Source organism: Streptomyces harbinensis (genome assembly GCF_900116145.1).
GTDB lineage: Bacteria > Actinomycetota > Actinomycetes > Streptomycetales > Streptomycetaceae > Streptomyces > Streptomyces carpaticus.
The window spans coordinates 166,445-191,181 of the sequence record NZ_FPAB01000009.1 but is presented as its reverse complement, the minus strand read 5'-3'; the positions used below and the strand labels follow the sequence as shown (position 1 = coordinate 191,181).

The window sequence follows — 24,737 nt, the reverse complement described above, 5'->3', positions numbered from 1 at the left end:
ACCGGGGCACGGTTGCGACCGAGGACGCTGACTTGGTCTAGACCTTGACGGGATATTCCCGGGCGCGCTTCAGTGTGGACAACACCCCCACGGCGCCGGCGCGGCCGTGACCCGCCGTCGCCTCTCCCAAGGAGCAACCGCGTGCTGAGACAACACATCGTCAGGTTACTGATGGCCGTCCTGCTCGCCACCGGCCTCGGCGCCGCGCTGGTGCCCGCGGTGAACGCGGCACCCCAGCAGGCCGCGGGCACCACCTGCGAGACGGCCACCGACTGGGTGGCCGGCACCTGGTACCCGGCCGGCAGCATCGTGCGCTACAACGGCGGTTACTACCGCGCGGAGCACGAGAACCCGGGCTACGACCCGGTGATCAGCCACTGGTACTGGCACCCGTACAGCTGTGACGGCGGCGGCCAGAACCCGGGCCCCGGCTCCTTCGTCGTGAGCGAGGCCCAGTTCAACCAGATGTTCCCGAACCGGAACTCCTTCTACACCTACAGCGGCCTGGTCGCGGCCCTCAGCTCCTACCCCGGCTTCGCCAACACCGGCAGCGAGGAGGTGAAGCGCCGGGAGGCGGCGGCGTTCCTCGCCAACGTCAGCCACGAGACCGGCGGCCTCGTCCACATCGTGGAGGAGAACACCGCCAACTACCCCCACTACTGCGACTGGAACCAGCCCTTCGGCTGCCCCGCCGGGCAGGCCGCCTACTACGGCCGGGGCCCGATCCAGCTCAGCTGGAACTACAACTACAAGGCCGCGGGTGACGCCCTCGGCATCGATCTGCTCGGCAACCCCTGGCTGGTGCAGAACGACGCGGCCGTCGCCTGGCGCACCGCCCTGTGGTTCTGGAACACCCAGCCCGGCGCCGGCACCATGAGCGGCCACCAGGCCATCGTCTCCGGTGCGGGCTTCGGCGAGTCGATCCGCAGCATCAACGGCAGCATCGAGTGCAACGGCGGCAACCCCGGCCAGGTCCAGAGCCGGGTCACCACCTTCCAGAACTTCTCCGCCATCCTCGGCACCACCCCGGGCGGCAACCTCTACTGCTGACCGGTCCGCACCGCAACGACACGCTCTCCCGGCCGGGCCGCACGGTCCGGCCGGGAGAGACCGGCCGCCGGGCTCAGGCCAGGGTGAGGCCGAAGGCACCGAGCGCCTGGACCAGCGGCAGATAGTACGAGATCCCGCCGGTGGCACAGCTGCCGGAGCCGCCGATCAGCATGCCGAGCCCGGTGCTTCCGGAGAAGGCCGGGGTGCCGGGACCGGTGCCCGGGTCCACGCAGACATCCGTGCGGAAGAGCCCGGTGTACACCGCGCCGCCGACGTTGATCGTCTGGTTGACGGCGGTGACGGTGCCGCACCGCAGGCCCGTCGTGGGGCCCGCGACGCACGCCCGGCTGCCCACGGTCGGGGTCGCGGCCGAGGAGATCGGCTGCGGAAGGCCGCTCACCGAGATCTCGCCGGGCGCCGTCACGGCCGGCGCGTACCGCAGGAGGGACCAGCCGCCACCCGGGAACGAGGAGGCCGTGGTGGTGCCCACCGGAACCGTGAACCCGGGGTCCGCGTACCACGCGGTACCGGGGCCACCGCAGCCGCCGGGCAGCAGGCCGTACCGCTGGGCGGAGCCGTCCTGGGTGTTGAAGGCGACGACGCACGCGCCGGCCGCGCTGTACACCCGGTCGCCGCCGCGCACCGTGGTGGCGGTCGCGGCGGCCGGTGTCGCGCCGAGCAGCAGCGCGGTGGTCAGCAGGGCGAACAGCATGGATCCGTACCGGGACCATCGCATGGCGGGCTCCTGGGGCGTCGGGAGAGCAGGGAATGACATGGCCTCGTCATTCTGCCCGGGCCGGTCCGCCCTCAGCCCCCGCAACCGCCTCCGGGTGCCGCGCTCAGTTCTCCGTGCCCCGGGTACTGAGCGCCTTCAGCCAGGACGGCCCGCTCAGCAGCTCCAGCAGCAGCAACAGCCGGGTCAGCGGCGTCCATTGGGCCTCCTCCGGCCCGGCGGCCGGAGCACCGTGCGGCGCCGCGGCGCCCGGCCCTGGTCCGGCCGGCCCCGCCGCCCCGGCCGGATCCAGCGGCGGCAGCAGCGCCCACACCGCCTTGCCATGGGCGTTCGGCGCCGTCCAGCCCCAGGTCTGCGCCAGCGACTCCAGGACGTGCAGGCCCCGCCCCGACTCCTGGAAGAAGTCCGGCTCCCGCACCACTGGCACCGCGCTGCCCGGGTCGAAGACCGCGCACAGGACCGAGCCGCCGCAGTGCACCAGGCTCAGCAGAAACGGTTGGTCTGCGCTGGCCGGCGGCAGCGGACTGGCCGGCGCACCGGCCGGCGGCGCACCGTACCGCAGCGCGTTGGTCACCAGCTCGGAGACGATCACGCTCGCGTCGTCGGCCAGCCGCGCCAGCCCCCATCCCGTCAGCGTGCTGCGGGTCAGCTCCCGCGCACTGCCCGGAGCCGCGGGGGAGTCGGCCAGCGGAAAGGTGGCGAAACCCGCCGCATCGGGCTCCGCCCCGTCCGAACCGCGCACCGGGCCACCGCCCTTGGGCGAGGGCAGCGCGGGCAGCCCACCGAGGGCCGGCAAGCCCGGCAGGCCCGGCTCCACCGCCGGGCTGAGCGCCGCCGCGCCCCGCGCCCCGCTCACCCGGTCCCCCCGTGCGTCCCCCGGTGTCCACCACGGCGAGTGAGCTGGCATAGGTCCTCCGCTGCACTGTGTTCCCATACGTTGACTCTGAGCGACGACTCCGCTGTGTCTATCCTCACTGAACCGAGCGTATCGCTGCAAGTACATCTGAAAGAACGAATGCAAGAACAGATGCAAGAACACGCGCCGGTGGGGGAAGTAATCGGTCTGGATCCGAAGCGCCGCCCACGACCGGGCGGCGGACCGGAACGGTGACGAGGAGGAGTTATGCCGCAGTTCGCCAACGGGATTCCCGCCGGGCGGCTCGAAGGGGCGGTCTGGCGCAAGAGCGCCCGCAGCAACCCGAGCGGAAACTGTGTCGAGGTGGCCCAGCTGCCGGACGGGGGAGTGGCGGTACGCAACTCCCGTGATCCGAAGGGTCCCGCGCTCATCTACACCCGGGCGGAGATGAGCGCCTTCATCAACGGCGCCAAGGACGGCGACTTCGACGATCTGGCCGATATCACCGGGTAGCACCCGTACCCCGGAGCCGAAACACCCCTGAGTGGCACGGGCGTTGCTGTACGAGTCGCTCGTACAGTGCGACACTGGGCGCACATTCAACCACTCAGGGGAACCCAGATGGCCTCAGCCGAACCCGGCCGCGTCTCCTCCGTGACGGACCTGCTCTCCCACGCACGAGGCGGCCCCACCGCGTTGCGCATCGTGCTCGGCACCCAGCTGCGCCGGCTGCGCGAGGAGCGCGGCATCCGTCCGGAGGAGGCGGGCCGGGCGATCCGGGCCTCGCACGCCAAGATCAGCCGGCTGGAACTGGGCCGGGTGGCCGCCAAGGAGCGCGATGTCGCCGATCTGCTGACCCTGTACGGCGTGGTGGACGCCCCGCGCCGCACCGAGCTGCTGGAGCTGACCCGGCAGGCCGGCAACCCGGGCTGGTGGCAGAAGTACAGCGACGTCCTGCCCAACTGGTTCGAGACCCTGATCGGCCTGGAGGAGGCCGCCTCGGTGATCCGCACCTATGAGGTGCAGTTCATCCCCGGGCTGCTCCAGACCGCCGACTACGCGCGGGCCTGTATCGCGCTCGGCCATCCCCGCGAGACGCCCCGGCAGATCAACCGCCGCGTGGAACTGCGCCTGGAGCGCCAGCAACTGCTCCGGCGCGAGCGTGCCCCGAAGCTGTGGGCCGTGGTGGACGAGGCCGCGCTGCACCGCCCGCTCGGCGGCGCGGCGGCGATGCGGGCCCAGATCGACCATCTGCGCGAGCTGGCCGAACTGCCCAATGTCACCATCCAGATCGCGCCCTTCCACCTCGGCGGACTGGCCACGGCCGGGGCGCCGGTGACGATCCTGCGCTTCCTGGAGCCGGACCTGCCGGACATCGTCTATCTCGAACAGCTCAACAGCGCCCTGTACCTCGACAAGCGCGACGACGTCGAGGACTACATGGCGGTGATGGACACGCTGTGCGCGAGCGCCGAACCGGACAGCCGCACCCCGGAGTTCCTCTCCCGGCTCTCCTTCCCCGACCCGCCGGTGCCCGGCGGCGGCCGGGCCTGAGTCGATCAGGTCCGGTATCTGTTCGGGCCGTCGGCCCGGCTCTACTCTGGGAGCGCTCCCATTCATGAGCCGCATCAATGGAGGGTCGGCATGCATTCCTCAGCACCTCAACGCCGTTCGGGCCTGTTACGGGCCCTGGCGGTGGCCACAGCCGCGCTGCTGTGTCTGATCCCGTGGGCGGACACCGCCGCCGCGCACGGCTCCACCATCGATCCGATGTCCCGCAACTACAGCTGCTGGAAGCGCTGGGGCAACGACTTCCAGAACCCCGACATGGCCAACCAGGACCCGATGTGCTGGCAGGCCTGGCAGGACAACCCCAACGCCATGTGGAACTGGAACGGTCTGTACCGCGACGGCGTGAACAACAACCACCAGGCGGCGATCCCGGACGGCCAGCTGTGCAGCGGCGGGCTCGCCGAGGGCGGCCGGTACCGGTCCATGGACACGGTGGGCGCCTGGGAGGCGACCAACATCGCCAGCAGCTCGGACTTCACCGTCCAGGTGCACGACGCGGCGCTGCACGGTGCCACGTACTACCAGATCTACGTCACCAAGCAGGGCTTCGACCCGGCGACCCAGGCCCTGAAGTGGAGCGACCTGGAGCTGGTGCGCACCACCGGCGCGTACGCCCCGGGCGAGGGCACCCCGTCCACCGAACCGCAGCTCGGCGGCGTCACGGTGTCCATCGACGCCTCCGCTCCCGGGCGTACCGGCCGGCACATGGTGTACACCATCTGGCGGGCCGGGCACATGGACCAGACGTACTACCTGTGCAGCGATGTGATCTTCGGCTGACAGGTGCATGACGCACGGACTTGCCATCTCCTCGCCCCCCACGGAGGGGGTGGCAAGGCCGGCGCGTTCTCCTGGCCGCCGTCCGCGCCGGGCGCTCAGATCCAGCGTTCCAGGACGGTGATCAGCTCGCGGGTGACCTCGTCCCGGTTGGTCTCGTTCAGGATCTCGTGCCGTGCCCCGGGGTAGGCCCGCCAGCTCAGCTCCCGGGTGCCCGCGTAGCGGAAGTCCTCCAGCAGCCCGTACACCAGCGACATCCCGGCGTGGCACGGGTCGCGGTCGCCGACCGCGATGTGCACCGGCAGGTCGCGCGGGATCCTGGCCTGGTGCGCCGGATCGTTGATCTTGCGGTTGCCCTCCACCCAGTCCAGCGCGAGCCCGGCGCTGAAGGGGAAGCCGCAGCGCCGGTCGGCGACGTAGGCGTCCACCTCGGCGCCGTCCCGGCTCAGCCACTCGAAGCCGGTGCGGAAGGGATAGGGATCGTTGAACGCCCCGAACAGCTCGGGGACGAACGGTGAGGCCGCGGCCCGCCCGCCGCGCTCGACCTCGGCGCGCAGGTCGCGCAGCGCGCCCTGCGGCTCGCACCCGGGCAGCGCCCGGAAGGTTCCGGTCAGCAGCAGCCCGGCCAGCCCAGCCCCGTACTCCTGCGCGTAGTCGCGGGCCAGCTGGGAGCCCATGCTGTGACCGAGCATCACCAGCGGTACCCCGGGCACCTCCCGGCGCGCCCGCTCGCCGGTCAGCCGCAGGTCCTCCACGACCGCGCGCCAGCCGGAGTCGCCCACCACCCCCAGGCCGCCGGTGTGCGCGGCGGTGGCGCCGTGGCCGCGGTGGTCGGAGGCGGTGACCGCGAGGCCGCGCCCGGTGAGCGCGCGGGCGAAGCGGTCGTAGCGCAGGGCGTGCTCGGCCGCCCCGTGCACCAGCTGGACCCAGCCGCGCACGGCGTCCGGACCGCCGGGCGGCAGCCAGCTGTGGGTGACCACCGTGGTGCCGTCGGCGGCGGTGATCTCCTCGGTCCGCGGCGCTCTCGCCGCCTGCCCTGGCGTCTCCACACGATCTCCCTCGATGTGCCGGACCGGTCAGTCCTGATGCATCTTGGTGAAATAGTGCAGGGTCGCCATGCTGTGGGCGATGCGTTCGTCCAGCAGCGTGTCGTCGTAGCGGTAACCGGTGCGCAGATAGCTGAACGTCATCGCCCGGCCGCGTCCCGGCAGGGAGCGCGGCTGCCGCCACACCACGTTCTTGGGGCAGCCCCACACCAGCATCTCCCCGACATGGCCCAGCGTCAGCAGGGTGACCAGGACGGAGCCCAGGAAGAAGGTCACCCACAGCGGGGTGAGCAGGACGAAGCCGAGCCAGCCCGGCCAGGTGCCCCGGTGGCCGATCAGCGGGGGCCGGCCGTCGGGGAAGTCGATGCGCCAGTGGGCGCGGCGGCCGGGACGGGAGCGGGTGCGGGTGATGCGGCACAGCGGCAGTCCGCCGGCGTCGGTGACCGCGAAGTGGGCGGGCTCGGCGACCCCGGCCTCCTCGGGCCGTACGGTGGCGGCCCGCTGCCCGGCGCGGTCGTGCAGGACGAGTACCGGGTGCGGGGTGCCCGAGCCGCTGCGGGAGCGGGCCTCCACCTCCGCCACGGTGATGGGCGCCGAGCCGGCCGGGGGAGGGGCGGCGGTCTTCACCAGGGACGCGGTGCCACCACCGCCGGGGGCGGGGTCCGCGACGGCGGGGTCGTCGGGCGGGTAGAGCCGGACCCAGCCGGCGGGCGGATCGCCGCCGGGCCCGGTGTGGGCGGCGGGCCGGCCGGATCGCCGGTCGGGGAGGATGGCGAACTCCTCGCCCGGTGCCCATTCTCCGGTCCGCATACCCTGGGTGCCCGTGATGTCCACGGTGAAGCCGGCCGTCATAACCGCGATCCTCCCAGCCGGGCCCCGGGCCGAAACGTGCCGTGTCCGGGATCACAGCCCCCTGGTGCGTCCCCCGGGCCGGGGCGGCCTTGCTGTCCCGGGCCCCTGGAACGGATGATGAGGATGTGACGGGTGAGGCGTACCGGCTGGCCGGTGCGAGAGGAGCGAGCGCATGAACGCGGGCCGGGTGACCGTTGTCGGTGAGGTACTGGTCGATCTGCTGTGGCGGGCCGGTGAACGGGAGTTGCGGGCGGTGCCCGGTGGCAGTCCGGCCAATGTGGCGGTCGGCCTGCACCGGCTGGACCGTCCCGTCACGCTGATCACCGCCTGGGGCGACGACGTACCGGGTGCGCTGGTGCGTGAGCACCTGGACGGCATAGGGGTGGAGGTGCGGCGCGCGCCGGCCGACTCCGAGCGCACCATGGTGGCGCTCGCCTATCTGGACGCGGACGGCGGTGCCCGGTACGACTTCCTCGCCGACTGGGACCCGCGCGCCATCGAGGTGCCCACGGACACCGCCGTGCTGCACACCGGTTCGCTGGCCGTGGTGGTCGAGCCCGGTGCTTCGCGGGTGCTGACGCTCTGCCAGGAGCGGCGCCGGGCCGGGACGAGGGTGGTCGCCGACCTCAATGTGCGTCCGGCGGTGCAGCCCGACCGGGACGCGTACCGGGCGGCCTGCGAACGGCTGGCCGGGGTGGCCGATGTGATCAAGGCCAGCGACGAGGATCTCGGCTGGCTCTACCCGGGGCGCACACCGCGGGACGCCGCCCGCGAACTGCTGGCGCTCGGGCCGGAGCTGGTGGTGGTGACGCTGGGCCCGGACGGCGGGCTGGCGCTGACGGCGGACGCCGAGGTGCGGGCGCCTGCTCCCGCGATCACGGTGGTGGACACCATCGGGGCGGGGGACACCTTCCAGGCGGCGCTGCTGGACGCCATCGCGCGTCACGGTGCGGTACCGCGTGAACCCGCCCTGCTGACCGAGGTGCTGACGCGCTGTGCGCTGGCCGCCGCGATCAACTGCACCAGAACCGGGGCGAATCCGCCGACGACGGCGGAACTGGCCGCTGCCGCCGGCGTTTCCGGCCGATAGCCCGGGGCGTAGCAACGTTGTCCAATTGGCTGCGCGGGCGCGTTCGCTGAAAGAACGTCAGGGAAACTCCGGGGATGGCCTGGTGAGAAGCATCGCCCGTGTTGCTGATGATACGATCACCGCGCTTGCCAAACGAGCTGTGGGCGCGTATGGCGAACGGCAATCAGGCAAATCAGCCGAGCGGGCCATCCCCGAGGAGCGTTATGCCGTCTGCAGGGCGACCCCTGCCGTCAGGGGCCGGGTCCGACCGGCCTCCTGACCAGCCGTTATGTGGTGTGCGCCAGGCTGAGTGCCGGTAATCTCTCAAGGCTGCCGCGGGCATGCCGACTCGCACCGCATCGACGAAGCTGTCCGCGCCACGGTCGATTGAGGATTACATGTGAAGCCAGTTCTTCTCTTGTGAAAGAACTGTGCCAGGAAGCGAATAGATGCGGTCTAGCTTAAAGAGAATCTCATGACGTCACTACAGGATCCAGCGGTCTGGGGTTTGGTCGCCGGAACTCCTCTCGCCGCGACCGTGATTTATCGCGGACGAAAAGCGAGAGCAAAGCTACGCGAAGAGAACGAGCAGCTGGCCACGCGCCATGCCGAGTTGGAGGGTTCGTTCGCCGCGGCCGTGGCCGAGGCGGAGAGCCGTGCCGAGGAAGGCACCAAGACGGCGCTGAAGGCGGCCATGCGGACCCTCCAGGGTCTGGCCAACGAGCAGCAGCTGTCCATCTCCAAGGTGCAGGAGAAGTACGGGGATCTGCACATTCTCCAGGACCTCCTGGAGATCGACCACATGAACTCGCAGTTCGGCCGGCGTGCGCAGTCCATCGCGGTGCTGTGCGACGGCTGGCTGGGCCGCTCCCGTGCGGTGGCCTCCGTCTACGACGTGGTGCGCAGCGCCAAGGGGCGCATCCGGCACTACACGCGGGTCGAGGTGCGGTCGCAGACCAACTTCGCGGTGGTCAGCCGCGCGGTGGAGCCGGTGGCCCTCGCCCTGGCCGAACTGCTGGACAACGCCACCAGTTACTCGTCCCCCGAGACCACGATCGAGATCAACATCCGTACGGTGCCCAAGGGCGTCATCGTGATGATCGACGACGCGGGCGTCGGCATGAACGAGGAGGAGAAGAGCCGGGCCGCCCGGCTGCTGTCCGGGGACACCCCGCCCGGGGTCAACGAACTGGGCAACCCGCCGCAGTTCGGCTTCGCGGTCATCGGCGTGCTCGCCGCACGGTACGGGTTCAACGTCTCCGTCGACTCCTCCTCCCCCTACGGCGGTGTGCGTGCGGTAGTCCTTCTCCCCCAGGAGCTGCTTACCACCATGCCGGAGCCGGAGCCCACGCCGACCGTCGAGAACGCCGGGCCCGGTCAGGCGGCGCCCCCGGTCACGGGGACGACCGCGGGCGGCCTGCCCAAGCGCCGGCGGCGCGGGATGTCCATCGTGCAGCCGGAGTCACGCACGCCCGTCGCACCGAACCGCTCCAGTGAAGAGACCGCATCGATCATGGGTGCCTTCCAGCGGGGCACCCAGTCCGGCCGTACCACCGGTCCCACCACGGAAGGACCCGAGCAGCAGTGAATCACGATCTCTCATGGATGCTGGAGAGCGCCCTGGAGGTACCCGAGGCCCGGCACGCGCTGCTGGTCTCGGCCGACGGTCTGCTCATGGCCCGCTCCCGGGACGTACCCAAGGACGACGCCGACACCATCGCGGCGGCGATGAGCGGGATGCAGTCGCTCAGCCGCACCGTGGCCGGCTTCGGCGGGGACGGTGCCATGCGGTGGCGGCAGACCGTCGTGGAGTTCGACGGGGGCTGGGTCTTCCTCATCTCGGCGGGTGAGGGCGCCTACCTCGCCGTGTCCGCGTCGCCCCAGGTCGACATGCAGGACATCACGTTCCGCATGCAGCAGCTGGTGAACCAGTTGGGCAAGGCGCTGTCGACGCCGCCCCGGGAGGATTCGGGTATCCCCACATGAGCGATGTCCCAGACGACCTGCCGGCCGAGTCCGCTGATTTAGTACGTCCGTATGTCATCACCAATGGACGGGGGCTGCCCCAGAGCGATCGGTTCGAACTGATCACCCTGGTGACGGCCACCGAGGGCGGCACCGGTAACGGTCCGCTCGATCCGGAGAAACGCAGCGTGATGGAGCTGTGCGAGGGCGGTTATCTCTCGGTGGCCGAAATCGCCGGCCATCTGGATCTGCCGGTCGGCATCATCAAGGTGCTGCTCTCCGATCTCGCGGAGGAGGGACGCATCATGATGCGGGCCCCGATTCCGCGCGCCCATCTGACCGATGTCCAGGTTCTGCAGGAGGTGCTCAATGGACTCCAAGCACGTTTCGGGTAATGGCGTCCACCTCCAGGAGAGTGTGCAGATTGCCGCGAAGATCCTGGTGGTCGGTCATTTCGCCGTGGGCAAGACGACATTCATCGGCACACTCTCCGAAATCCCCCCGCTGCGCACCGAGGAGACGATGACGCAGGCGGGCGCGGAGATCGACGACCTCAAGGGGGTGCGCGGGAAGACCACCACCACGGTGGCGATGGACTTCGGCCGGCTCACCCTCAGCGAGCGCCTGGTGCTCTATCTGTTCGGCACCCCGGGGCAGCAGCGCTTCGTCCAGGTCTGGGAGGACATGAGCCGTGGCGCGCTGGGCGCGCTGGTGCTGGTGGACCCCGAGCGGCTGGAGGAGTCCTTCGCCGTGATGGACCTGGTCGAGAAGTACGGCATCCCCTTCGCGATCGCGGTCAACCGGTTCGACGGCCAGCCCAACCGGTCCGACGACGAACTGCGCGAAGCGCTCGACCTGTTGCCGGACACGCCCATCGTCACCTGCGACGCGCGCGACGAGAAGTCGTCGGCCAACGCGCTGGTGGCCCTGGTGCGCTATCTACAGAATCGTTCCAGCTAGGAGTATCGATGGAACCCCAGCCGAGATTTGACGGCCCGCCGCCCGGTTGCCCCGCTCATCAGGGCGACGGCGGTGGCGAGCAGCAGGGGGTGGAACGTGTACCCCTGTACGGGGCCGAGTTCGCGGCCAACCCGCATGCCTTTTATGACTATCTGCGCGACTTCGGGCCCGCCGGCCCGGTCGAGCTGGCGCCCGGCGTGGACGCCACGCTCGTCACCGACTACTCGGCGGCCCTGCACGTGCTCCAGAACCCCGACACCTTCGTCCGGGACTCGCGCCGCTGGCGCGCCCTGACCGAGGGGACCATCAGCCCCGATCACCCGATCATGGCGCTGATGGGCTACCGGCCCAACACCCTGTTCGCGGACGGCGCCCAGCACGTCAGGCTGCGCCCGCCGGTGGCCGACAGCCTCGCCAGGCTGGACGCCTACCGGGTCAACCGGACGGTGGAGAAGGTCTCCTCCTACCTGGTGAACCAGTTCAGCCACCGGGGCAGCGTGGACCTGCTCAACGAGTACGCCAAGGAACTCACCTTCCTGGTGTTCAACGAGTTCTTCGGCTGCCCGCCGGAGATCGGCGACAGCCTCATCCACGGCTTCACCACGATGTTCGACGGCACCGGTGACGCGGTGGAGGCGAACGAGGTGCTCTCCCGCACGCTGTACGCGCTCTCTGTGGAGAAGCGCAAGAACCCGGGCGACGACGTCACCAGCTGGATGATCGAGCACCCCTCGCAGCTCAACGACGAGGAGATAGCCCACCAGCTGGCCGTCACCCTCGGGGCCGGGATCGAGGCCGAGCGGAACCTCATCGCCGCCGGCCTGATGCTGATGCTGTCGGACGAGCGGTACTTCGGCGGCATCGGCGGTGGCGGGCTGCTCGTCGAGGACGCGCTCACCGAGGTGCTGTGGAACGATCCGCCGATCGCCAACTACGCCACCCACTTCCCGGTGCGCGACGTCGACCTGGGCGGGGTGCCGCTGCGCGCGAACGACCCGGTCGTGATCAGCTTCGCGGGTGCCAACACCGACCCGGCCGTCTCCGGGTCCCAGGTGGTCAGCCGGCGCGCCCACCTCGCCTGGGGAGCGGGGCCGCACGCCTGCCCGGCCAAGGACTCCGCCTCGCTGATCGCCGTCGGCGCCATCGAGCGGCTGCTCAACCAGCTGCCGGACATCGAACTCGCGGTGCCCGTGGAGAGTCTGCAGTTCCGTCAGGGCGCCGTCCACCGGGCGCTGAGCACCCTGCCCACCCGCTTCACCCCGGTGCGCCGGCAGCGGCAGAGCGCGGGCGCGGAGCACGCGGCGGCAGCCCAGGGCAAACAGCCGGGGCAGCCGGCTGCCAAGGGCGGTCTGTGGAGTTCCTTCCTGTCCTGGTGGCGGGTGTGATGCAAGCAACATGTGACTATTCATGTGACATATGAGTAGATGACTATGGGTGGGGGTAATGGTGTCACCGGTCATGTCGGCCGCCTCGATCGAGCGCGGCCGACATGAATGAAGTGGCCCATTAGTGCACCTCATAGGAGTGTTCGTGGCACATTCCGAGCGCAACGCGGTAATCAATCCACGTTCTGTCGTCTCACTCATTTCACGGCTGCGCAATGCGCGTGGACAGGCCGATCCCTATCCCATCATCAAGGAGATCCGGGAGATGGGAGAGGTCGTTCCTGCGCCGTGGGGGGCGCAGTTGTTCACCTCTTATGAACTGTGTGACAAAGTCCTCCGCGATCACAAGTCCTGGCGGGCTCTCGACGACCAATGGCGGACCCGTCGGGCGGACGGGCGCTGGGGGGCGCCCTCCGCCACGGAGTTGAGCACGGTCCTCCAGGGATTGAATCCCCCCGAGCACACCCGGGCCCGCCGCTCCGTCGGCAACATTTTTGACCGGCGTACCCTCGAAAAGCTGCGGACGCCGATAGCGGCCACTGTCGAAGAACTTCTCGACAACCTCGAAGAACGCATACGCGAGGAGGGCGAGGCCGATTTCTCCGTTCTCGTCAGCGAGGAACTCACCATCGCCGCGATGGGCCACTGGCTCGGCATTCCCCGCGCCGATTACGCCCTCGTACGTTCCCTGAGCCATGCTCATATCTACGCGCAGGAACTGCTGCCGACCCCCAGTCAGCTTGCCACCGCAAATGTCGGAATGCTGGGAATGCGGGAGTACTTTACCAACCTGGTGAAGGATCGCCGGGAAAACCCCGGAGATGACGTCATATCCGGCTGGATCCGCACCTGGGACGAACTGGAACCGGACCGCGAGAGCGCCGATCACCACGTCTATCTGCTCGTGATGTTCATCGTCGGCGCCGCCCTGGAAACCACCTCCACCCTGCTGTCCAACCTGGTGTGGACCCTCGACCAGCACCCCGACCAGCGCGCCTGGCTGCTGGAAAACCCCCACGAGGTGCCACGGGCCGTCGAGGAGGTCCTGCGGTTCGACCCGCCGGTCCATGTGACCACCCGCGCCGCCGCCCGCGACACGGTCGTCGCCGGCGTCCCCATCGCCCGCGACGAAATCGTCCACACCCTGATCGCCTCCGCCAACCGCGACCCGGACCGCAACACCGACCCCGACACCTTCGACATCCGCCGCGAGGGCGGACACCTCTCGCACCTCGCCTTCGGCGGCGGGATCCACTACTGCATCGGCGCCGGCATGGCCCGGATGGAGGCACAGCTGCTGCTGTCCGCCGTCATCCGCCGCTTCCCGACGCTGCGGGTCAGCGCCCAGCCCCAGTGGGAGCCGCGGGTGGCCTTCCGGCACTACACCGCCCTGCCCGTGACCACCGGCTGATGAACAGGAGCTTACGGATGTCCAGTGATTTCACCAGCCTGCTGGTCAAGCGCGAGGGCGCGGTGGTGAGCGTCCATCTCAACACCCCCCACAACGGCAACCTCGTGACCGAGGAAGTGCTCGACGAACTCCTGTCGGTCCTGGAGTTCACCCACGACCACCCCGAGATCCGGGTCCTCACCCTCGCCGCCACCGGCGAGGACTTCTGCGTCGGCGCCGACCGCAGCGAATTCGACCGCCTCATGGCCCAGGACCCCACCGGCGCCGGCATGCGCGCGCTCAGCAGCAAGACCCGCCGGGTGTGCGACTCCCTCGCCTCCACCAGCGCGGTCACCATCGCCCGCGTCCACGGCCGCGCGATCGGCGCCGGCCTCGCCCTCGCCGTCTTCTGCGACCTGCGCGCCGGCGCCGACACCTCCCGCTTCCGGCTCCCGGAACTGGCCGTCGGACTCCCCGTCGCCTGGGGCGGCGCCCTGCCCCGCATGCTCCAGGAATCCGGCGCGGCCCGCACCCGCGAACTCATCCTCACCGGCGAGGGCTTCGACGCCGCCACCGCCCGCGAACTGTCGGTCCTGCACAAGGTCGTCCCCGAAGCCGAACTCGACGGCGTCATCGACGCCTGGGTCCGGCCGCTGCTGCGCCGCCCCGGCACCGCCCTGCGCACCACCAAGGCCATCCTCAGCGCCTACTCCTCCGTGGCCCGCCTCACCGACGGCAACCTGCTCGACGGCGAGCTGCTGGCCGGCGCGCTCGCCGCCCACCGGGCACAGACCGAAGGCGGTGCCCCGGGCCACCTGTGAGCGCTCAGCCGGCCCCGGCCCCGTCGTCGTCCCCGTCCAGCCGGAAGCCCACCTTGAGCCCGACCTGGTAGTGCTCGATCGCGCCGTCGACGATGTGACCGCGCACCTCGGTCACCTCGAACCAGTCCAGATGGCGCAGGGTCCTGGACGCCCGGCCGATCCCGTTGCGGATCGCCGCGTCCAGGCCCTCGGACGAGGACCCCACGATCTCCGTCACCCGGTACACGTGCTCGGACATCACTGCCTCCCTGGGGCACGGCGGACGCATCACTCCTTCCCACCGTGCCCCAGCGGAGCCCGATCCGCGAGTGCTAGGCTCCTCGCGGGCCGTGACTGGCGCGTCGGGATGGACAACCATCGGGGAGCGGCCCTCGCCGTCACGCGAGCAGGAGAGCCGTGCGCCTGGGCCACCGCGACATCCGTCCAGGAGGCCCCGTATGACCACCCAGCCCAGCACGGAATCCACCGCCTTCCGCAGCGCCATCGAGGTGGTGCGCGGCGTCGAGCCCCGCATCGCCGAGGCCATCGGCGCCGAGGTCGAGGACCAGCGCTCCTCCCTCAAGCTCATCGCGTCGGAGAACTACGCCTCCCCGGCCACCCTGCTCGCCATGGGCAACTGGTTCAGCGACAAGTACGCCGAGGGCACCATCGGCCGCCGCTTCTACGCCGGCTGCAAGAACGTCGACACCGTGGAGTCCGTCGCCGCCGAACACGCCCGCGAACTCTTCGGCGCCCGCCACGCCTACGTCCAGCCGCACTCCGGCATCGACGCCAACCTCGTGGCCTTCTGGGCCGTCCTCGCCGCCCGCGTCGAGTCCCCCGCCCTGGAGCGCGCCGGCGCCCGGCAGGTCAACGACCTCAGCGAGGACGACTGGGCCGCCCTCCGCCGCGACCTCGGCAACCAGCGCATGCTCGGCATGTCCCTGGACGCCGGCGGCCACCTCACCCACGGCTTCCGCCCCAACATCTCCGGCAAGATGTTCGAGCAGCGCAGCTACGGCACCGACCCGGCCACCGGCCTGCTGGACTACGCCGCCGTCCGCGCCGCCGCCCGCGAGTTCCGCCCGCTCATCCTCATCGCCGGCTACTCGGCCTACCCCCGGCTGGTCAACTTCGCCACCATGCGCGAGATCGCCGACGAGGTCGGCGCCACCCTCATGGTCGACATGGCGCACTTCGCCGGCCTGGTCGCGGGCAAGGTGCTCACCGGTGACTTCGACCCGGTGCCGCACGCCCAGATCGTCACCACCACCACCCACAAGTCCCTGCGCGGCCCGCGCGGCGGCATGGTGCTGTGCGACGACTCCCTCGCCGACCAGGTCGACCGCGGCTGCCCCATGGTGCTCGGCGGCCCGCTGCCGCACGTCATGGCCGCCAAGGCCGTCGCCCTCGCCGAGGCCCGGCAGCCCGCCTTCCGCGACTACGCCCGCCAGGTCGTGGAGAACGCGCACGCCCTGGCCGAGGGCCTCTCGCGGCGCGGCGGCACCCTGGTCACCGGCGGCACCGACAACCACCTCGCGCTCATCGACGTCTCCGGCTACGGCCTGACCGGCCGCCAGGCCGAGGCCGCCCTGCTGGACGCCGGCATCGTCACCAACCGCAACGCCATCCCGCGCGACCCCAACGGCGCCTGGTACACCTCCGGCATCCGGGTCGGTACCCCCGCGCTCACCACCCGCGGCGTGGACACCGACGGCATGGACGAGGTCGCCGACCTCATCCACACCGTCCTGTCCGCCACCACCCCCGGCACCGCCAAGAACGGCAAGCCCTCCAAGGCCGCCTACACCCTCGCCGACGGCGTCGCCGAGCAGGTACGGGCCCGCTCCGCCGACCTGCTCGCCAAGCACCCGCTCTACCCCTCCGTCGACCTGGGCTGAGCCCACCGGCCCCCGGAGCACCGATGCCGCTGCCCCACACCACCCCCGCCACCGAGGCCGAGGCCGTCGCCCGGCAGCTGACGCTGCGCGAGCACATCGTCCCGGACGACACCGGCCCGGCACCCGGCACCCCCGCCACGGTGGCGGGGGTGGATGTGGCCTACGACGACGTACGCGGCATCGTGGGCGCCGCCGCCGTCACCCTGGACGCCGTCACCCTGGAGGTGCGCGAGCGGGCCACCGCCACCGGCCCCGTCCCCTTCCCGTACCGCCCCGGGCTGCTCGCCTACCGCGAACTGCCCGCCGTGCTGGACGCCCTCGGCCGGCTGGCCACCGCGCCCGACCTGGTCGTCTGCGACGGCTACGGCATCGCCCACCCGCGCCGCTTCGGCCTGGCCGCGCACCTCGGCGTGCTCACCGGCCTGCCGTCCATCGGCGTCGCCAAGAACCCCTTCACCTTCCACCACCAGCTGCCCGCCGCCGAGCGGGGCGCCTGGTCACCCCTGCTCGACGGCACCGAGGAAGTCGGCCGCGCGCTGCGCACCCAGCCCGGCGTCAAACCGCTGTTCGTCTCCACCGGCCACCGCGTCACCCTGCCCACCGCCTGCGCCCACGTCCTCAACCTCGCCCGCCGCTACCGCCTGCCCGAGACCACCCGGGAGGCCGACCGGCTGTGCCGCACCGCCCTGTCGGCCGCCACCCGGCCCTGACCGCTCAGCCGCGCCCGGCGACCGGCAGCGCCTCCAGCAGCCGGTCCACGTCCGCCTCCGTGTTGTACAGATGGAAGGACGCCCGCAGCCGCCCGCCGCGCGCCGACACCCGTACGCCCCGCTCCGCCAGCGCGTCCGCCGTCGCCGCCCCGAGCCCCGGCACCGACACGATCGGCGACCGGCCGGCCACCGGCTCGTACCCCAGCCGCGCCACCCCCGCCCGGAACCGCCGCGCCAGCGCCTCGTCGTGCGCCGCGATCGCCTCCGTCCCCACCTCCTCCACCAGCGCCAGCGAGGCCGCCGTGCCGATCCCCGGCAGCAGCGCGAAACTGTCGTCGAAGCGCCGCGCGTCCGGCGCCGGGTCCCGCACCGCCCCGTAACACGTCGCCCACGGATCGCGCGCCGACAGCCAGCCGGGACCGGCCGGCACCAGGTCACCCCCGTCCGCGGGCAGCGTCAGAAAGGACACCCCGCGCGGGCCCAGCAGCCACTTGTACGTGTCGCACACCGTGTAGTCGAAGCCGGCCGCCGACAGCGGCAGCCAGCCCAGCGCCTGCGTGCTGTCCACCAGCACCCGCGCCCCGTGATCGCGCGCCGCCTCCCGCACCGCCCGCAGATCCGCCATCCGGCCGTCCAGCGACTGCACCGCGCTCACCGCCACCAGCGCCGTCCCCGCCCCCACCGCCTCGGCCAGCTTCTCCAGCGGTACCTCACGCACCGTCAGATCCCCCCGGGCGTGGAACGGATTCACCAGCGAGGAGAACTCGTCCCGCGCGCACACCACCTCCGCCCCGGGCCGCAGCGACCTGGCCACCGTGCCGGCGTGCGCCGCCACACTCGACCCCACCGCCACCCGCCCCGGGTCGATGCCCGCGATCCGCCCGTACGCGCGCCGCGCCTCCTCCACCTTCGCGAACCCCGCCACCTGATCGGTGCGGCCGGTCGCCATCGCGTCGACCGCTTCCCGCAGCGCCCGCGCCGTGCGGGCCGGCAACACCCCGTGGCTCGCCGTGTTCAGATAGACCGTCGCCAGCGAATACTCCGTGCGCAGCGTGCTCTCCATGGCCCCAGTCTGCGCTCCGCGGCGCCCCGGGGCCACTCCCGGTTCACGTCCCGAAACGCTAAGGTGATGCCGCCCCGGTCGGCCGAGTGGGGGAGGGCGAGGGTTGCGTCATCGCTGGACGGCACCGCGACGGCGCGCCGGCGCACGCGTCGCCGACCCGGAGCCGGGACGCGCACCGGACGCGGCCCCGGGCCACCCTCGCGCGGACACCCCGGTCCACGAACGCGGCCGGTGCGCCGGCGGCCGGCACGGCGGCCCGTACCCGTACCGGTGGGCCCGCACCCGGCGCGGCGCGGCGACCGTCGCCGTCCGGGGCAGCGGGGGAGGGGTCCCCTCCGAGGTCGAACGGAGGCCGGCCGGGGTGGAGAGCGCGCAGCGCTGAGGGCGCACACAGGAAGGGGGCCGCGGCCGATGGAGCCGCTTCGACCGTCCGACCCGCCGCGCATCGGCGGCCACCGCCTGCTCGGCCGGCTGGGGGAGGGCAGCACCGGACGGGTCTACCTGGCCCGCTCGGTCGGCGGCACGCCGCTGGCCCTCAAGATCCTCCACCGCCCCGGCCGGCGCCCAGCCGCCCCCGTCCGGCCGCCGCACCACCCGTGCCTGATCCCGTTCCTCGGCGGCGGCACCGACCTCGACGGCACCTGGGAGGCGTACCCCTACGAGCCGGGACCGGCCCTGAGCGAGGCCGTGACCGGGTACGGGCCGCTGCCGAGGCAGACCGTCCGCACCCTCGGCGGTCTGCTGGCCGGTGGCCTGGACGCCCTGCACGCGGCGGGCCTCGCCCACGGCGCCCCGCACCCCGGCAACGTCCTGCTGGCGGCCGGCGGCCCCCGGCTCGCCGACACGGCGCGCGCCGCCCCCGGCGGCGACCGGGCGGCCGACATCCTCACGCTGGGCCGCACCCTCGGCTACGCGGCGACCGGCCGCTCACCCCACGACCCGGCCGACCTCGCCGATGTGCCGCGCACCCTCCTGGAGGTCCTCCAGGCGTGCCTGGACCCCGACCCCCGTATGCGCCCCACGGCCGGGGACCTGGCCGGCGAACTCGGCGGCACCCCGGCCACCGGCTGGCTGCCGCCCCCGCTGGCCGCCGCACTCGCCGAGCGCGCCGCGCACCGCCCCCGGGAGCACCCCGATCCGGCCCCGCCCGGCCGCCGCCCCGGCCCGCGCGACGCTCCGCGGAACGACACCCCCCGGGCCGTGCCGGACCCGCCGCCCGCCCGGCGCGGGTTACTCGCGCTGGCCGGCGGCGGGCTGCTGCTGGCCGGGGCCGCCGCGTTCGGGTCCTGGCTGCTGCGGCGCGCGGACGGCACCCCCGCCGCCGCGGGCCCGGCCGGTGCCCGCTGGACCATCGGCCTGCACGCCGACCTGTCCGGCCCCCAGGCCCGCCAGGGCCGCGGCCAGCACAACGGCATCACGCTGGCCCTGGAAGAACTGAACGAACACGGCAACCTCCCCTTCCGGCTGGCGCTGGCCGTCCGCGACGACGTCGGCGACCCGCCGAGCGCCGCCCGTGCCGCGGCCGAACTCGCCGCCGACCCCGCCGTACTCGTGGTCATCGGGCCCACCGGCGACGCGGTGGCCGACACCGCCGCCCGGGTGTACCAGGAGGCGGGCGTGCCGGTCCTGACGCTGTCCGCCGGCGACTTCGCCGACCGGGCCGACTACCCCACCGTCCTGCACGGCCGCCCCGCCACCCGGGCCACCGGTCTCACCATCCCGCGCTGCCTCGCGCAGGCCGACCCGCCCCCGTCCCGGATCGGCCTGGTGGACGACCGCGGCGCCGACCGGCACAGCTGGCTCATCACCCGCGCCGTCGGCTCCGCCGTGGACCGCACCCGTACCGCCCTGGTGCCCAAGGTGCTGCCCGCCGGCACCGAGGACTTCGCGCCGGCCGCCGCGGAACTGCTGGGCCACGGCGTGGACGCCGTGGTGTACGGCGGTCCCGCCGACGGCGCCGCCCGGCTCGCCCGCGCCCTGCGGGACGCCGGCTGGGCCGGCACCGCGTACGCCACCGAGGCGGCGCTGGACCCGGTCTTCCTGGCCGACGCCCGGGAGGCCGCCGAGGGCTGGCAGTTCGTCGCCGGCTGCACCGACGCCCTCGCCGACCCCCGTACCGGCGGCTTCGCCCCCGTCCACCGCCGCCGCTTCCGCCAGGACCCCGAACCGTACGCGCCCGAGGGGTACGACGCCGCCCGCATGGTCGTCACCGCCATGCAGCGCACCGTGGAGGAGGGGGAGAGCCTGAGCCGGTCCGGCGTGCTGAGCCGGCTGCGCGCCCTGACGTATCACGGGCTCACCCGCCCGCTGGCCTTCGACGGGGCCGGTGACTACGCGGGCCCGGGCCCGGCCGCCTACCGCTACCAGGTGCAGTCGGGCCGGTTCCGGTTCCTGGGGCCCGCGCCCGGGGAGCCGGGCGGCGCCGGTGAGTAAGCTGCGCCCATGAAGGACGAGTTGCCCGAGGTGAAAGCCTCCGACGCCGAGCGGGAGCAGTACGCCGAGATCCTGCGGACGGGGCTGGCCGAGGGCCGGCTCACCATGGAGGAGTTCGAGGAACGGCTCGGCGCCGTGTACGCGGCCCGTACCCGCGGTGAACTGGTGCCCCTCATCGGTGATCTGCCCGAGCGCGCCGAGCCCCCGTCGGCGCCCGGCGCCCGGGCACCGGCCCGCGCCGGGCGGAGCTGGGCGGACCGGATCGGCCGGCCCGCCACCTCCCGGGGGGCGATCGCCGTGCTCGGCGGGTTCGCGCGCCGCGGCGGCTGGACGATGCCGCGCCGCTTCCGGGCGCTGGCCTTCATGGGCGGCGGCAACATCGACCTGCGCGAGGCCGCCTTCGAGGACCGCGAGGTCACCATCCGGGCCATCGCCATCATGGGCGGGGTCTCCGTCACCGTGCCGCCGGACGTCGGGGTCGAGGTGCGGGGCATCGGCATCATGGGCGGCTTCGATCCGACCGCCGACCGCGAGGCCGCCCCCGGCGCCCCGCGCGTGGTGATCACCGGCCTGGCGTTCTGGGGCGGTGTCGGTGTGGAGCGCAAGCGCGTCAAGAGCAAGAAGAAGCGTCCCGAACCCGGCGAGGGCGACTGACGGCGCGCCGGCCGGTCAGCGGGTGCCGACCCGCACCCACACCCGTTTGCCGTCGGCGGTCGGTTCGAAGCCGATGCCGTCGGCCATCTCGCGCAGCAGCCACAGCCCCCGGCCCTCCTCCGCGCTCCAGTCGGGGAGGGTGATGCGGGGGAGTGCGGCGGAGCTGTCGGTGACGGTGACGCGGACCGCGTCCTCCTCCAGGAACAGCTCCAGCCGGCAGCGCGGGTCGGGGACGTGGCGGGCGACGTTGGCGAGCAGTTCGGTGACGCCGTGCAGCACCACCTCGGTCACCGCGTCGTCCTGGTCCCACTCGCGCATCGCCAGCTTCGCCAGCCGCCGGAAATGCGCGAGGTCCGACCGTCTGGCGGTCAGCAGCCAGCTGTAGGAGAGGGGCTGGGCGTCGGTGCTCCGGCTGGCGAGCGTCATGATCCCTCCATGTGCTCAGGGTGTGTCGATGAGCGCGTGCGCTGCGTACCCTCTCGCACCCTGCCCCGGTCCGGCAGACCCTGACTCCCGGCCGTACGCAAGGAATTCAGCCGCACATGTGGAGTTCATATCACTCGCATGAGTGGCGAAGGCAGTGGCGAAAGCCCGGAATCGGGTTCACGCCACCGCCCGCCGGTCAGTTGACCGGGAATCGACCGCCCCGCGGGGTCACCTGAAGGAGACAACCGCCCCCCCCGGACCCCGGTGACCCCGCGACCGCCCCGCGGCCTCAGCCCTTGAGCGCCGCCGCGATCGCGTCCCCGATCGGCGTGGTGGGGCGGCCGATGAGCCGGGACAGGTCGCCGGGGGTGGCGGCGAGCAGCCCGCGTTCGATCGCCTCGTCCACGCCGACCAGGATCCCGGCGTACTGCTCGGGCAGCCCGGCGGCCAGCAGGTTCGCCCGCTGCTCCTCGGGGCCGACCGGGGTGTAGCGGACCTCCTTGCCCGTAAGGCGGCTGATCTCCGCGGCGTACTCCGCGAAGCTCCAGGCGGTGTCGCCGCTCAGCTCGTACGCCTTGCCCTCGTGGCCCTCCCCGGTGAGCACGGCCGCCGCCGCCGCGGCGTAGTCGGCGCGGGAGGCGGAGGCGACCCGGCCCTCGCCCGCGGCGGCGACCACGCGGCCGACCTCGATCACCGGGCCCAGCTGGGCGGTGTAGTTCTCGTGGTACCAGCCGTTGCGCAGGAAGACGTACGGCAGCCCGGAGGCGAGCACCGCCTCCTCGGTGGCCTTGTGCTCGTCGGCCAGCGCGAAGTCGGCGGCCGGGCCGCCCAGGACGCCGGTGTAGGCCAGCAGGGCGACGCCCGCCTCCTTCGCGGCGTCGATGACGGCGGTGTGCTGGGGCAGGCGCCGGCCGACCTCGCTGCCGGAGATCAGCAGCACCCGGTCACCGGCGGCGAAGGCGCCGCGCAGCGTGGCGGGGTCGTCGTAGTCGGCGATCCGCAGCCGGACCCCGCGCGCCGCGAGGCCGGCCGCCTTGTCCTCGTCCCGCACCACCGCCACGACCTGTTCCGCCGGTACCGATTCCAGCAGGCTGTCGATGACCAGCCGTCCCAGCTGACCGGTGGCTCCGGTGACTACCCACATGCGCGTTCTCCCTCGGGGGTGGTTCTTGTTCGGTGCGTCGTCCACGGTAGGCCGGTTACTAACCCAGGGAAAGTACCCACCTTGACGTAAGCTACTGGCATGGACGTACGTCAGCCGCACAGCGTCAATGCCGCCGAGTGCCCCTCCCGCGCGGTGCTGGAACATGTCACCAGCCGCTGGGGTGTCCTGGTGCTGGCCCTCCTGCTGGACGAGGAGTCCCTGCGGTTCAGCGAACTGCGCCGGACGATCTCCGGCATCAGCGAGAAGATGCTGGCCCAGACCCTCCAGACCCTGGAGCGGGACGGCTTCGTGCACCGCGCCGCACAGGCCGTGATCCCGCCCCGGGTGGACTACTCGCTCACCGATCTCGGCCGGGAGGCCGCCGCTCATGTGTGGCAGCTGGCCCGCTGGGTGGAGCGGCGGCTGCCCGAGGTGCAGGAGGGGCAGGAGCGGTACGACCGGGCCCGCGCCGCCGCCGCGCGCTGACTCAGCCGGCCCAGTGGCCCGCCAGGGCGGCGGGCATCTGCCGCAGATGGTCGTCGGTGCAGCGCAGGAGCGCCGCCAGGGAGCCGTCGCTGTGCCGGTTCCAGGACTGGGTGGCCAGGATGGAGGCCATCGCGTACGCGCCGACCAGCAGCCCGGGGCGCAGGTCCCCGGGGCCGGTGCGCTCCCGGCGGGCCAGGACGGTGGCCAGCCGCTGGTGGCCCTCGGCGTGCCGCACCAGCTGGGCGGCCCGCAGCTCGGGCTCGGCGCAGATCAGCCGCAGGCTGGCCAGCAGCGTCTCCAGCGGCCCCTCGGCGGCCCGTTCCATGACCCGGCGGCCCGCCTCGTGCAGCGCGGTGAGCGGGGGCTCGTGCGCCGGTCGGCGTTCGGCCTCGGCGAGAAAGAGTTCGGTCAGTTCCTGGAGCGGCTGCAGGACCAGTTCCTCCTTGCTGGCGAAGTAGCGGAAGAACGTCCGTTCCGAGACCCCGGCCCGGCGGGCGATGTCCCCGATCGTCGTCCCGCCGTACCCCTGGTCCTCGAAGAGGGCGAGTCCGTAGTGCAGCAACTCGTGCCGGGTGCGCAGTCTGCGGCTCTCGCGCACGCCCGGTCCGGTGATGTCGCGTCCCATGCCCGGCATCGTACGTCTTTGAAATGTGCATGAAAACGGACACGTATCGATCCGCTTGCGTTTCGCTGAGCCGCCGTCCTACGCTCCTTGCGTACGATGCCGTTTCGATGGACGGGGACCGTCATGGCGGATCAGCCCACCGACGCAGCCCTGCGGCGGACCTCCCGCACCAAGATCACCCCCGAGCGCGAGGCCGAACTCTACGAGGCCGTGCTCGAACTGCTGCGCGAGCGCGGCTACGACGCCCTCACCATGGACGCCGTCGCCGCCAGGACCCGGTCCAGCAAGGCCACCCTCTATCGCCAGTGGGGCAGCAAGGGCCAGCTCGTCATCGCCGCCCTGCGGCACGGCAAACCCTTCGACATCGACGACATCGACACCGGAACCCTCGCCGGTGACCTGCGGGAGATGGCCCGCCGGACCGGACGGGCCGCCTGCGAGGACACCGAACTCCTCCAGGGCATCACCGTCGCCGCCCGCCAGGACGAGGACCTGCGGCTGGCCATGCGGGAGTTGCTGATCCGCCCGGAGGGCGCGGTGCTGGACCGCGCCCTGCGGCGCGGCGTCGAGCGCGGGGAGGTCCACCCGGACAATCCCGCACTCGGCTACGTCATCCCCGCACTCCTCGGCGCCCTGATCGCCCGCCCGCTGATCGAGGACGACTACGCCGACGGCCCGTACCTGGAGCACTTCCTGGACTCCGTCGTCCTGCCCGCCCTGCTCGGCCGGCCCGCCCCCGCGCACGACTGACCCGACCCCGCCACCCAACCGTCCCGCCCGTCCCCGCACCCTCCGCCCGGCATCCCCCACGACGGCCGGGACGGCGCCGCTCGCCCGACA

27 protein-coding genes and 1 riboswitch are annotated in these 24,737 nt (G+C 72.3%); of the genes, 18 read left to right on the top strand and 9 right to left on the bottom strand.

What is annotated here, in order from left to right; translation table 11 throughout:
• Positions 1–171: 171 nt before the first annotated feature.
• On the top strand, positions 172–1,050 hold the full coding sequence (locus BM385_RS22630; RefSeq protein WP_093844210.1) for a glycoside hydrolase family 19 protein: 879 nt from the start codon (positions 172–174) through the stop codon (positions 1,048–1,050).
• Between the two features lie 73 nt (positions 1,051–1,123).
• Here BM385_RS22630 and BM385_RS22625 read toward each other — a convergent pair whose 3' ends face one another.
• Together BM385_RS22625 and BM385_RS22620 are read right to left on the bottom strand one after the other, a co-directional pair.
• Entirely contained in the window at positions 1,124–1,786 is a 663-nt protein-coding gene (locus BM385_RS22625) for a S1 family peptidase (RefSeq protein ID WP_139275224.1), read from the bottom strand.
• A 103-nt stretch (positions 1,787–1,889) separates the two neighbouring features.
• A complete protein-coding gene (locus BM385_RS22620; RefSeq protein WP_019432717.1) occupies positions 1,890–2,639 on the bottom strand; it encodes an ATP-binding protein in 750 nt (249 codons plus the stop codon).
• Between the two features lie 267 nt (positions 2,640–2,906).
• On the opposite strand from BM385_RS22620, the gene BM385_RS22615 reads away from it, so the two are divergent.
• The 3 genes from BM385_RS22615 (at position 2,907) to BM385_RS22605 (ending at position 4,991) form a co-directional block, all read left to right on the top strand.
• Positions 2,907–3,152, top strand: a complete 246-nt coding sequence (locus BM385_RS22615; protein WP_019432716.1) for a DUF397 domain-containing protein — start codon at positions 2,907–2,909, stop codon at positions 3,150–3,152.
• Positions 3,153–3,260: 108 nt separating this feature from the next.
• On the top strand, positions 3,261–4,193 hold the full coding sequence (locus BM385_RS22610; protein WP_019432715.1) for a Sco1979 family transcriptional regulator: 933 nt from the start codon (positions 3,261–3,263) through the stop codon (positions 4,191–4,193).
• 90 nt (positions 4,194–4,283) lie between these two features.
• A complete protein-coding gene (locus tag BM385_RS22605; RefSeq protein ID WP_026047236.1) occupies positions 4,284–4,991 on the top strand; it encodes a lytic polysaccharide monooxygenase auxiliary activity family 9 protein in 708 nt (235 codons plus the stop codon).
• 95 nt (positions 4,992–5,086) lie between these two features.
• On the opposite strand, the gene BM385_RS22600 is transcribed toward BM385_RS22605, so the two are convergent.
• Together BM385_RS22600 and BM385_RS27330 are read right to left on the bottom strand one after the other, a co-directional pair.
• Positions 5,087–6,037, bottom strand: coding sequence for an alpha/beta fold hydrolase (locus tag BM385_RS22600; RefSeq protein WP_175543085.1), 951 nt, complete (start codon positions 6,035–6,037; stop codon positions 5,087–5,089).
• A gap of 27 nt (positions 6,038–6,064) precedes the next feature.
• Positions 6,065–6,886: a hypothetical protein gene (locus tag BM385_RS27330; RefSeq protein WP_093844208.1), complete on the bottom strand. Its 822-nt coding sequence runs from the start codon at positions 6,884–6,886 to the stop codon at positions 6,065–6,067.
• 172 nt (positions 6,887–7,058) lie between these two features.
• Here BM385_RS27330 and BM385_RS22590 point away from each other — a divergent pair, with 172 nt between their 5' ends.
• From BM385_RS22590 to BM385_RS22555, 8 genes are all read left to right on the top strand, one after another.
• Positions 7,059–7,976, top strand: coding sequence for a carbohydrate kinase family protein (locus BM385_RS22590; protein WP_019432711.1), 918 nt, complete (start codon positions 7,059–7,061; stop codon positions 7,974–7,976).
• Positions 7,977–8,430: 454 nt separating this feature from the next.
• The gene (locus BM385_RS22585; protein ID WP_026047234.1) at positions 8,431–9,543 is read left to right on the top strand and encodes an ATP-binding protein; all 1,113 of its coding nucleotides are present in this window, start codon (positions 8,431–8,433) and stop codon (positions 9,541–9,543) included.
• The gene (locus BM385_RS22580; RefSeq protein ID WP_026047233.1) at positions 9,540–9,941 is read left to right on the top strand and encodes a roadblock/LC7 domain-containing protein; all 402 of its coding nucleotides are present in this window, start codon (positions 9,540–9,542) and stop codon (positions 9,939–9,941) included. Before BM385_RS22585 ends, BM385_RS22580 begins: the two co-directional genes overlap by 4 nt.
• The gene (locus BM385_RS22575) at positions 9,938–10,315 is read left to right on the top strand and encodes a DUF742 domain-containing protein (protein WP_026047232.1); all 378 of its coding nucleotides are present in this window, start codon (positions 9,938–9,940) and stop codon (positions 10,313–10,315) included. The genes BM385_RS22580 and BM385_RS22575 overlap by 4 nt, the downstream gene beginning before the upstream one ends.
• Positions 10,290–10,880: a GTP-binding protein gene (locus BM385_RS22570; protein WP_026047231.1), complete on the top strand. Its 591-nt coding sequence runs from the start codon at positions 10,290–10,292 to the stop codon at positions 10,878–10,880. Before BM385_RS22575 ends, BM385_RS22570 begins: the two co-directional genes overlap by 26 nt.
• 8 nt (positions 10,881–10,888) lie before the next feature.
• On the top strand, positions 10,889–12,265 hold the full coding sequence (locus tag BM385_RS22565) for a cytochrome P450 (protein ID WP_026047230.1): 1,377 nt from the start codon (positions 10,889–10,891) through the stop codon (positions 12,263–12,265).
• Positions 12,266–12,410: 145 nt separating this feature from the next.
• On the top strand, positions 12,411–13,676 hold the full coding sequence (locus BM385_RS22560; RefSeq protein ID WP_237751246.1) for a cytochrome P450: 1,266 nt from the start codon (positions 12,411–12,413) through the stop codon (positions 13,674–13,676).
• A gap of 17 nt (positions 13,677–13,693) precedes the next feature.
• Positions 13,694–14,476, top strand: coding sequence for an enoyl-CoA hydratase/isomerase family protein (locus BM385_RS22555; RefSeq protein WP_019432704.1), 783 nt, complete (start codon positions 13,694–13,696; stop codon positions 14,474–14,476).
• A gap of 4 nt (positions 14,477–14,480) precedes the next feature.
• On the opposite strand, the gene BM385_RS22550 is transcribed toward BM385_RS22555, so the two are convergent.
• Positions 14,481–14,714, bottom strand: coding sequence for a dodecin (locus tag BM385_RS22550; protein WP_019432703.1), 234 nt, complete (start codon positions 14,712–14,714; stop codon positions 14,481–14,483).
• A gap of 81 nt (positions 14,715–14,795) precedes the next feature.
• A riboswitch (ZMP/ZTP riboswitch) is annotated at positions 14,796–14,891 on the top strand.
• Positions 14,892–14,913: 22 nt separating this feature from the next.
• Between BM385_RS22550 and BM385_RS22545 the strand changes: the two genes are divergently transcribed.
• Both BM385_RS22545 and BM385_RS22540 read left to right on the top strand, forming a co-directional pair.
• The gene (locus BM385_RS22545; RefSeq protein ID WP_019432702.1) at positions 14,914–16,356 is read left to right on the top strand and encodes a glycine hydroxymethyltransferase; all 1,443 of its coding nucleotides are present in this window, start codon (positions 14,914–14,916) and stop codon (positions 16,354–16,356) included.
• Positions 16,357–16,379: 23 nt separating this feature from the next.
• Entirely contained in the window at positions 16,380–17,066 is a 687-nt protein-coding gene (locus tag BM385_RS22540) for an endonuclease V (RefSeq protein WP_093844207.1), read from the top strand.
• A 4-nt stretch (positions 17,067–17,070) separates the two neighbouring features.
• Here BM385_RS22540 and BM385_RS22535 read toward each other — a convergent pair whose 3' ends face one another.
• Complete coding sequence (locus BM385_RS22535; RefSeq protein ID WP_093844206.1) at positions 17,071–18,129, bottom strand: aminotransferase class V-fold PLP-dependent enzyme; 1,059 nt, start codon at positions 18,127–18,129, stop codon at positions 17,071–17,073.
• Between the two features lie 411 nt (positions 18,130–18,540).
• Here BM385_RS22535 and BM385_RS28310 point away from each other — a divergent pair, with 411 nt between their 5' ends.
• Complete coding sequence (locus tag BM385_RS28310; protein WP_019432699.1) at positions 18,541–20,562, top strand: ABC transporter substrate-binding protein; 2,022 nt, start codon at positions 18,541–18,543, stop codon at positions 20,560–20,562.
• Positions 20,563–20,571: 9 nt separating this feature from the next.
• A complete protein-coding gene (locus tag BM385_RS22525; RefSeq protein ID WP_093844205.1) occupies positions 20,572–21,216 on the top strand; it encodes a DUF1707 SHOCT-like domain-containing protein in 645 nt (214 codons plus the stop codon).
• 15 nt (positions 21,217–21,231) lie between these two features.
• Here BM385_RS22525 and BM385_RS22520 read toward each other — a convergent pair whose 3' ends face one another.
• A complete protein-coding gene (locus BM385_RS22520; protein WP_019432697.1) occupies positions 21,232–21,642 on the bottom strand; it encodes an ATP-binding protein in 411 nt (136 codons plus the stop codon).
• 289 nt (positions 21,643–21,931) lie between these two features.
• Positions 21,932–22,786 carry an SDR family oxidoreductase gene (locus BM385_RS22515; protein WP_093844204.1) on the bottom strand — a complete coding sequence of 285 codons (855 nt, stop codon included), beginning with the start codon at positions 22,784–22,786 and terminating at the stop codon, positions 21,932–21,934.
• Positions 22,787–22,885: 99 nt separating this feature from the next.
• On the opposite strand from BM385_RS22515, the gene BM385_RS22510 reads away from it, so the two are divergent.
• Entirely contained in the window at positions 22,886–23,272 is a 387-nt protein-coding gene (locus BM385_RS22510) for a winged helix-turn-helix transcriptional regulator (protein WP_093844203.1), read from the top strand.
• A gap of 1 nt (position 23,273) precedes the next feature.
• Here the strand turns inward: BM385_RS22510 and BM385_RS22505 are convergent, their stop codons facing one another.
• Positions 23,274–23,897, bottom strand: coding sequence for a TetR/AcrR family transcriptional regulator (locus BM385_RS22505; RefSeq protein ID WP_175543084.1), 624 nt, complete (start codon positions 23,895–23,897; stop codon positions 23,274–23,276).
• A 123-nt stretch (positions 23,898–24,020) separates the two neighbouring features.
• On the opposite strand from BM385_RS22505, the gene BM385_RS22500 reads away from it, so the two are divergent.
• Positions 24,021–24,647, top strand: a complete 627-nt coding sequence (locus BM385_RS22500) for a TetR/AcrR family transcriptional regulator (RefSeq protein WP_093844201.1) — start codon at positions 24,021–24,023, stop codon at positions 24,645–24,647.
• The last annotated feature ends 90 nt before the right edge of the window (positions 24,648–24,737 follow it).

Coding starts and splice junctions, on each gene's coding strand:
- BM385_RS22630 (WP_093844210.1), top strand. CDS start 172: ATGGCCGTCCTGCTCGCCACCGGCCTCGGCGCCGCGCTGGTGCCCGCG.
- BM385_RS22625 (WP_139275224.1), bottom strand. CDS start 1,786: ATGCGATGGTCCCGGTACGGATCCATGCTGTTCGCCCTGCTGACCACC.
- BM385_RS22615 (WP_019432716.1), top strand. CDS start 2,907: ATGCCGCAGTTCGCCAACGGGATTCCCGCCGGGCGGCTCGAAGGGGCG.
- BM385_RS22610 (WP_019432715.1), top strand. CDS start 3,261: ATGGCCTCAGCCGAACCCGGCCGCGTCTCCTCCGTGACGGACCTGCTC.
- BM385_RS22605 (WP_026047236.1), top strand. CDS start 4,284: ATGCATTCCTCAGCACCTCAACGCCGTTCGGGCCTGTTACGGGCCCTG.
- BM385_RS27330 (WP_093844208.1), bottom strand. CDS start 6,886: ATGACGGCCGGCTTCACCGTGGACATCACGGGCACCCAGGGTATGCGG.
- BM385_RS22590 (WP_019432711.1), top strand. CDS start 7,059: ATGAACGCGGGCCGGGTGACCGTTGTCGGTGAGGTACTGGTCGATCTG.
- BM385_RS22585 (WP_026047234.1), top strand. CDS start 8,431: ATGACGTCACTACAGGATCCAGCGGTCTGGGGTTTGGTCGCCGGAACT.
- BM385_RS22575 (WP_026047232.1), top strand. CDS start 9,938: ATGAGCGATGTCCCAGACGACCTGCCGGCCGAGTCCGCTGATTTAGTA.
- BM385_RS22570 (WP_026047231.1), top strand. CDS start 10,290: ATGGACTCCAAGCACGTTTCGGGTAATGGCGTCCACCTCCAGGAGAGT.
- BM385_RS22565 (WP_026047230.1), top strand. CDS start 10,889: ATGGAACCCCAGCCGAGATTTGACGGCCCGCCGCCCGGTTGCCCCGCT.
- BM385_RS22555 (WP_019432704.1), top strand. CDS start 13,694: ATGTCCAGTGATTTCACCAGCCTGCTGGTCAAGCGCGAGGGCGCGGTG.
- BM385_RS22550 (WP_019432703.1), bottom strand. CDS start 14,714: ATGTCCGAGCACGTGTACCGGGTGACGGAGATCGTGGGGTCCTCGTCC.
- BM385_RS22545 (WP_019432702.1), top strand. CDS start 14,914: ATGACCACCCAGCCCAGCACGGAATCCACCGCCTTCCGCAGCGCCATC.
- BM385_RS22540 (WP_093844207.1), top strand. CDS start 16,380: ATGCCGCTGCCCCACACCACCCCCGCCACCGAGGCCGAGGCCGTCGCC.
- BM385_RS22535 (WP_093844206.1), bottom strand. CDS start 18,129: ATGGAGAGCACGCTGCGCACGGAGTATTCGCTGGCGACGGTCTATCTG.
- BM385_RS28310 (WP_019432699.1), top strand. CDS start 18,541: ATGGAGCCGCTTCGACCGTCCGACCCGCCGCGCATCGGCGGCCACCGC.
- BM385_RS22525 (WP_093844205.1), top strand. CDS start 20,572: ATGAAGGACGAGTTGCCCGAGGTGAAAGCCTCCGACGCCGAGCGGGAG.
- BM385_RS22520 (WP_019432697.1), bottom strand. CDS start 21,642: ATGACGCTCGCCAGCCGGAGCACCGACGCCCAGCCCCTCTCCTACAGC.
- BM385_RS22515 (WP_093844204.1), bottom strand. CDS start 22,786: ATGTGGGTAGTCACCGGAGCCACCGGTCAGCTGGGACGGCTGGTCATC.
- BM385_RS22510 (WP_093844203.1), top strand. CDS start 22,886: ATGGACGTACGTCAGCCGCACAGCGTCAATGCCGCCGAGTGCCCCTCC.
- BM385_RS22505 (WP_175543084.1), bottom strand. CDS start 23,897: ATGGGACGCGACATCACCGGACCGGGCGTGCGCGAGAGCCGCAGACTG.
- BM385_RS22500 (WP_093844201.1), top strand. CDS start 24,021: ATGGCGGATCAGCCCACCGACGCAGCCCTGCGGCGGACCTCCCGCACC.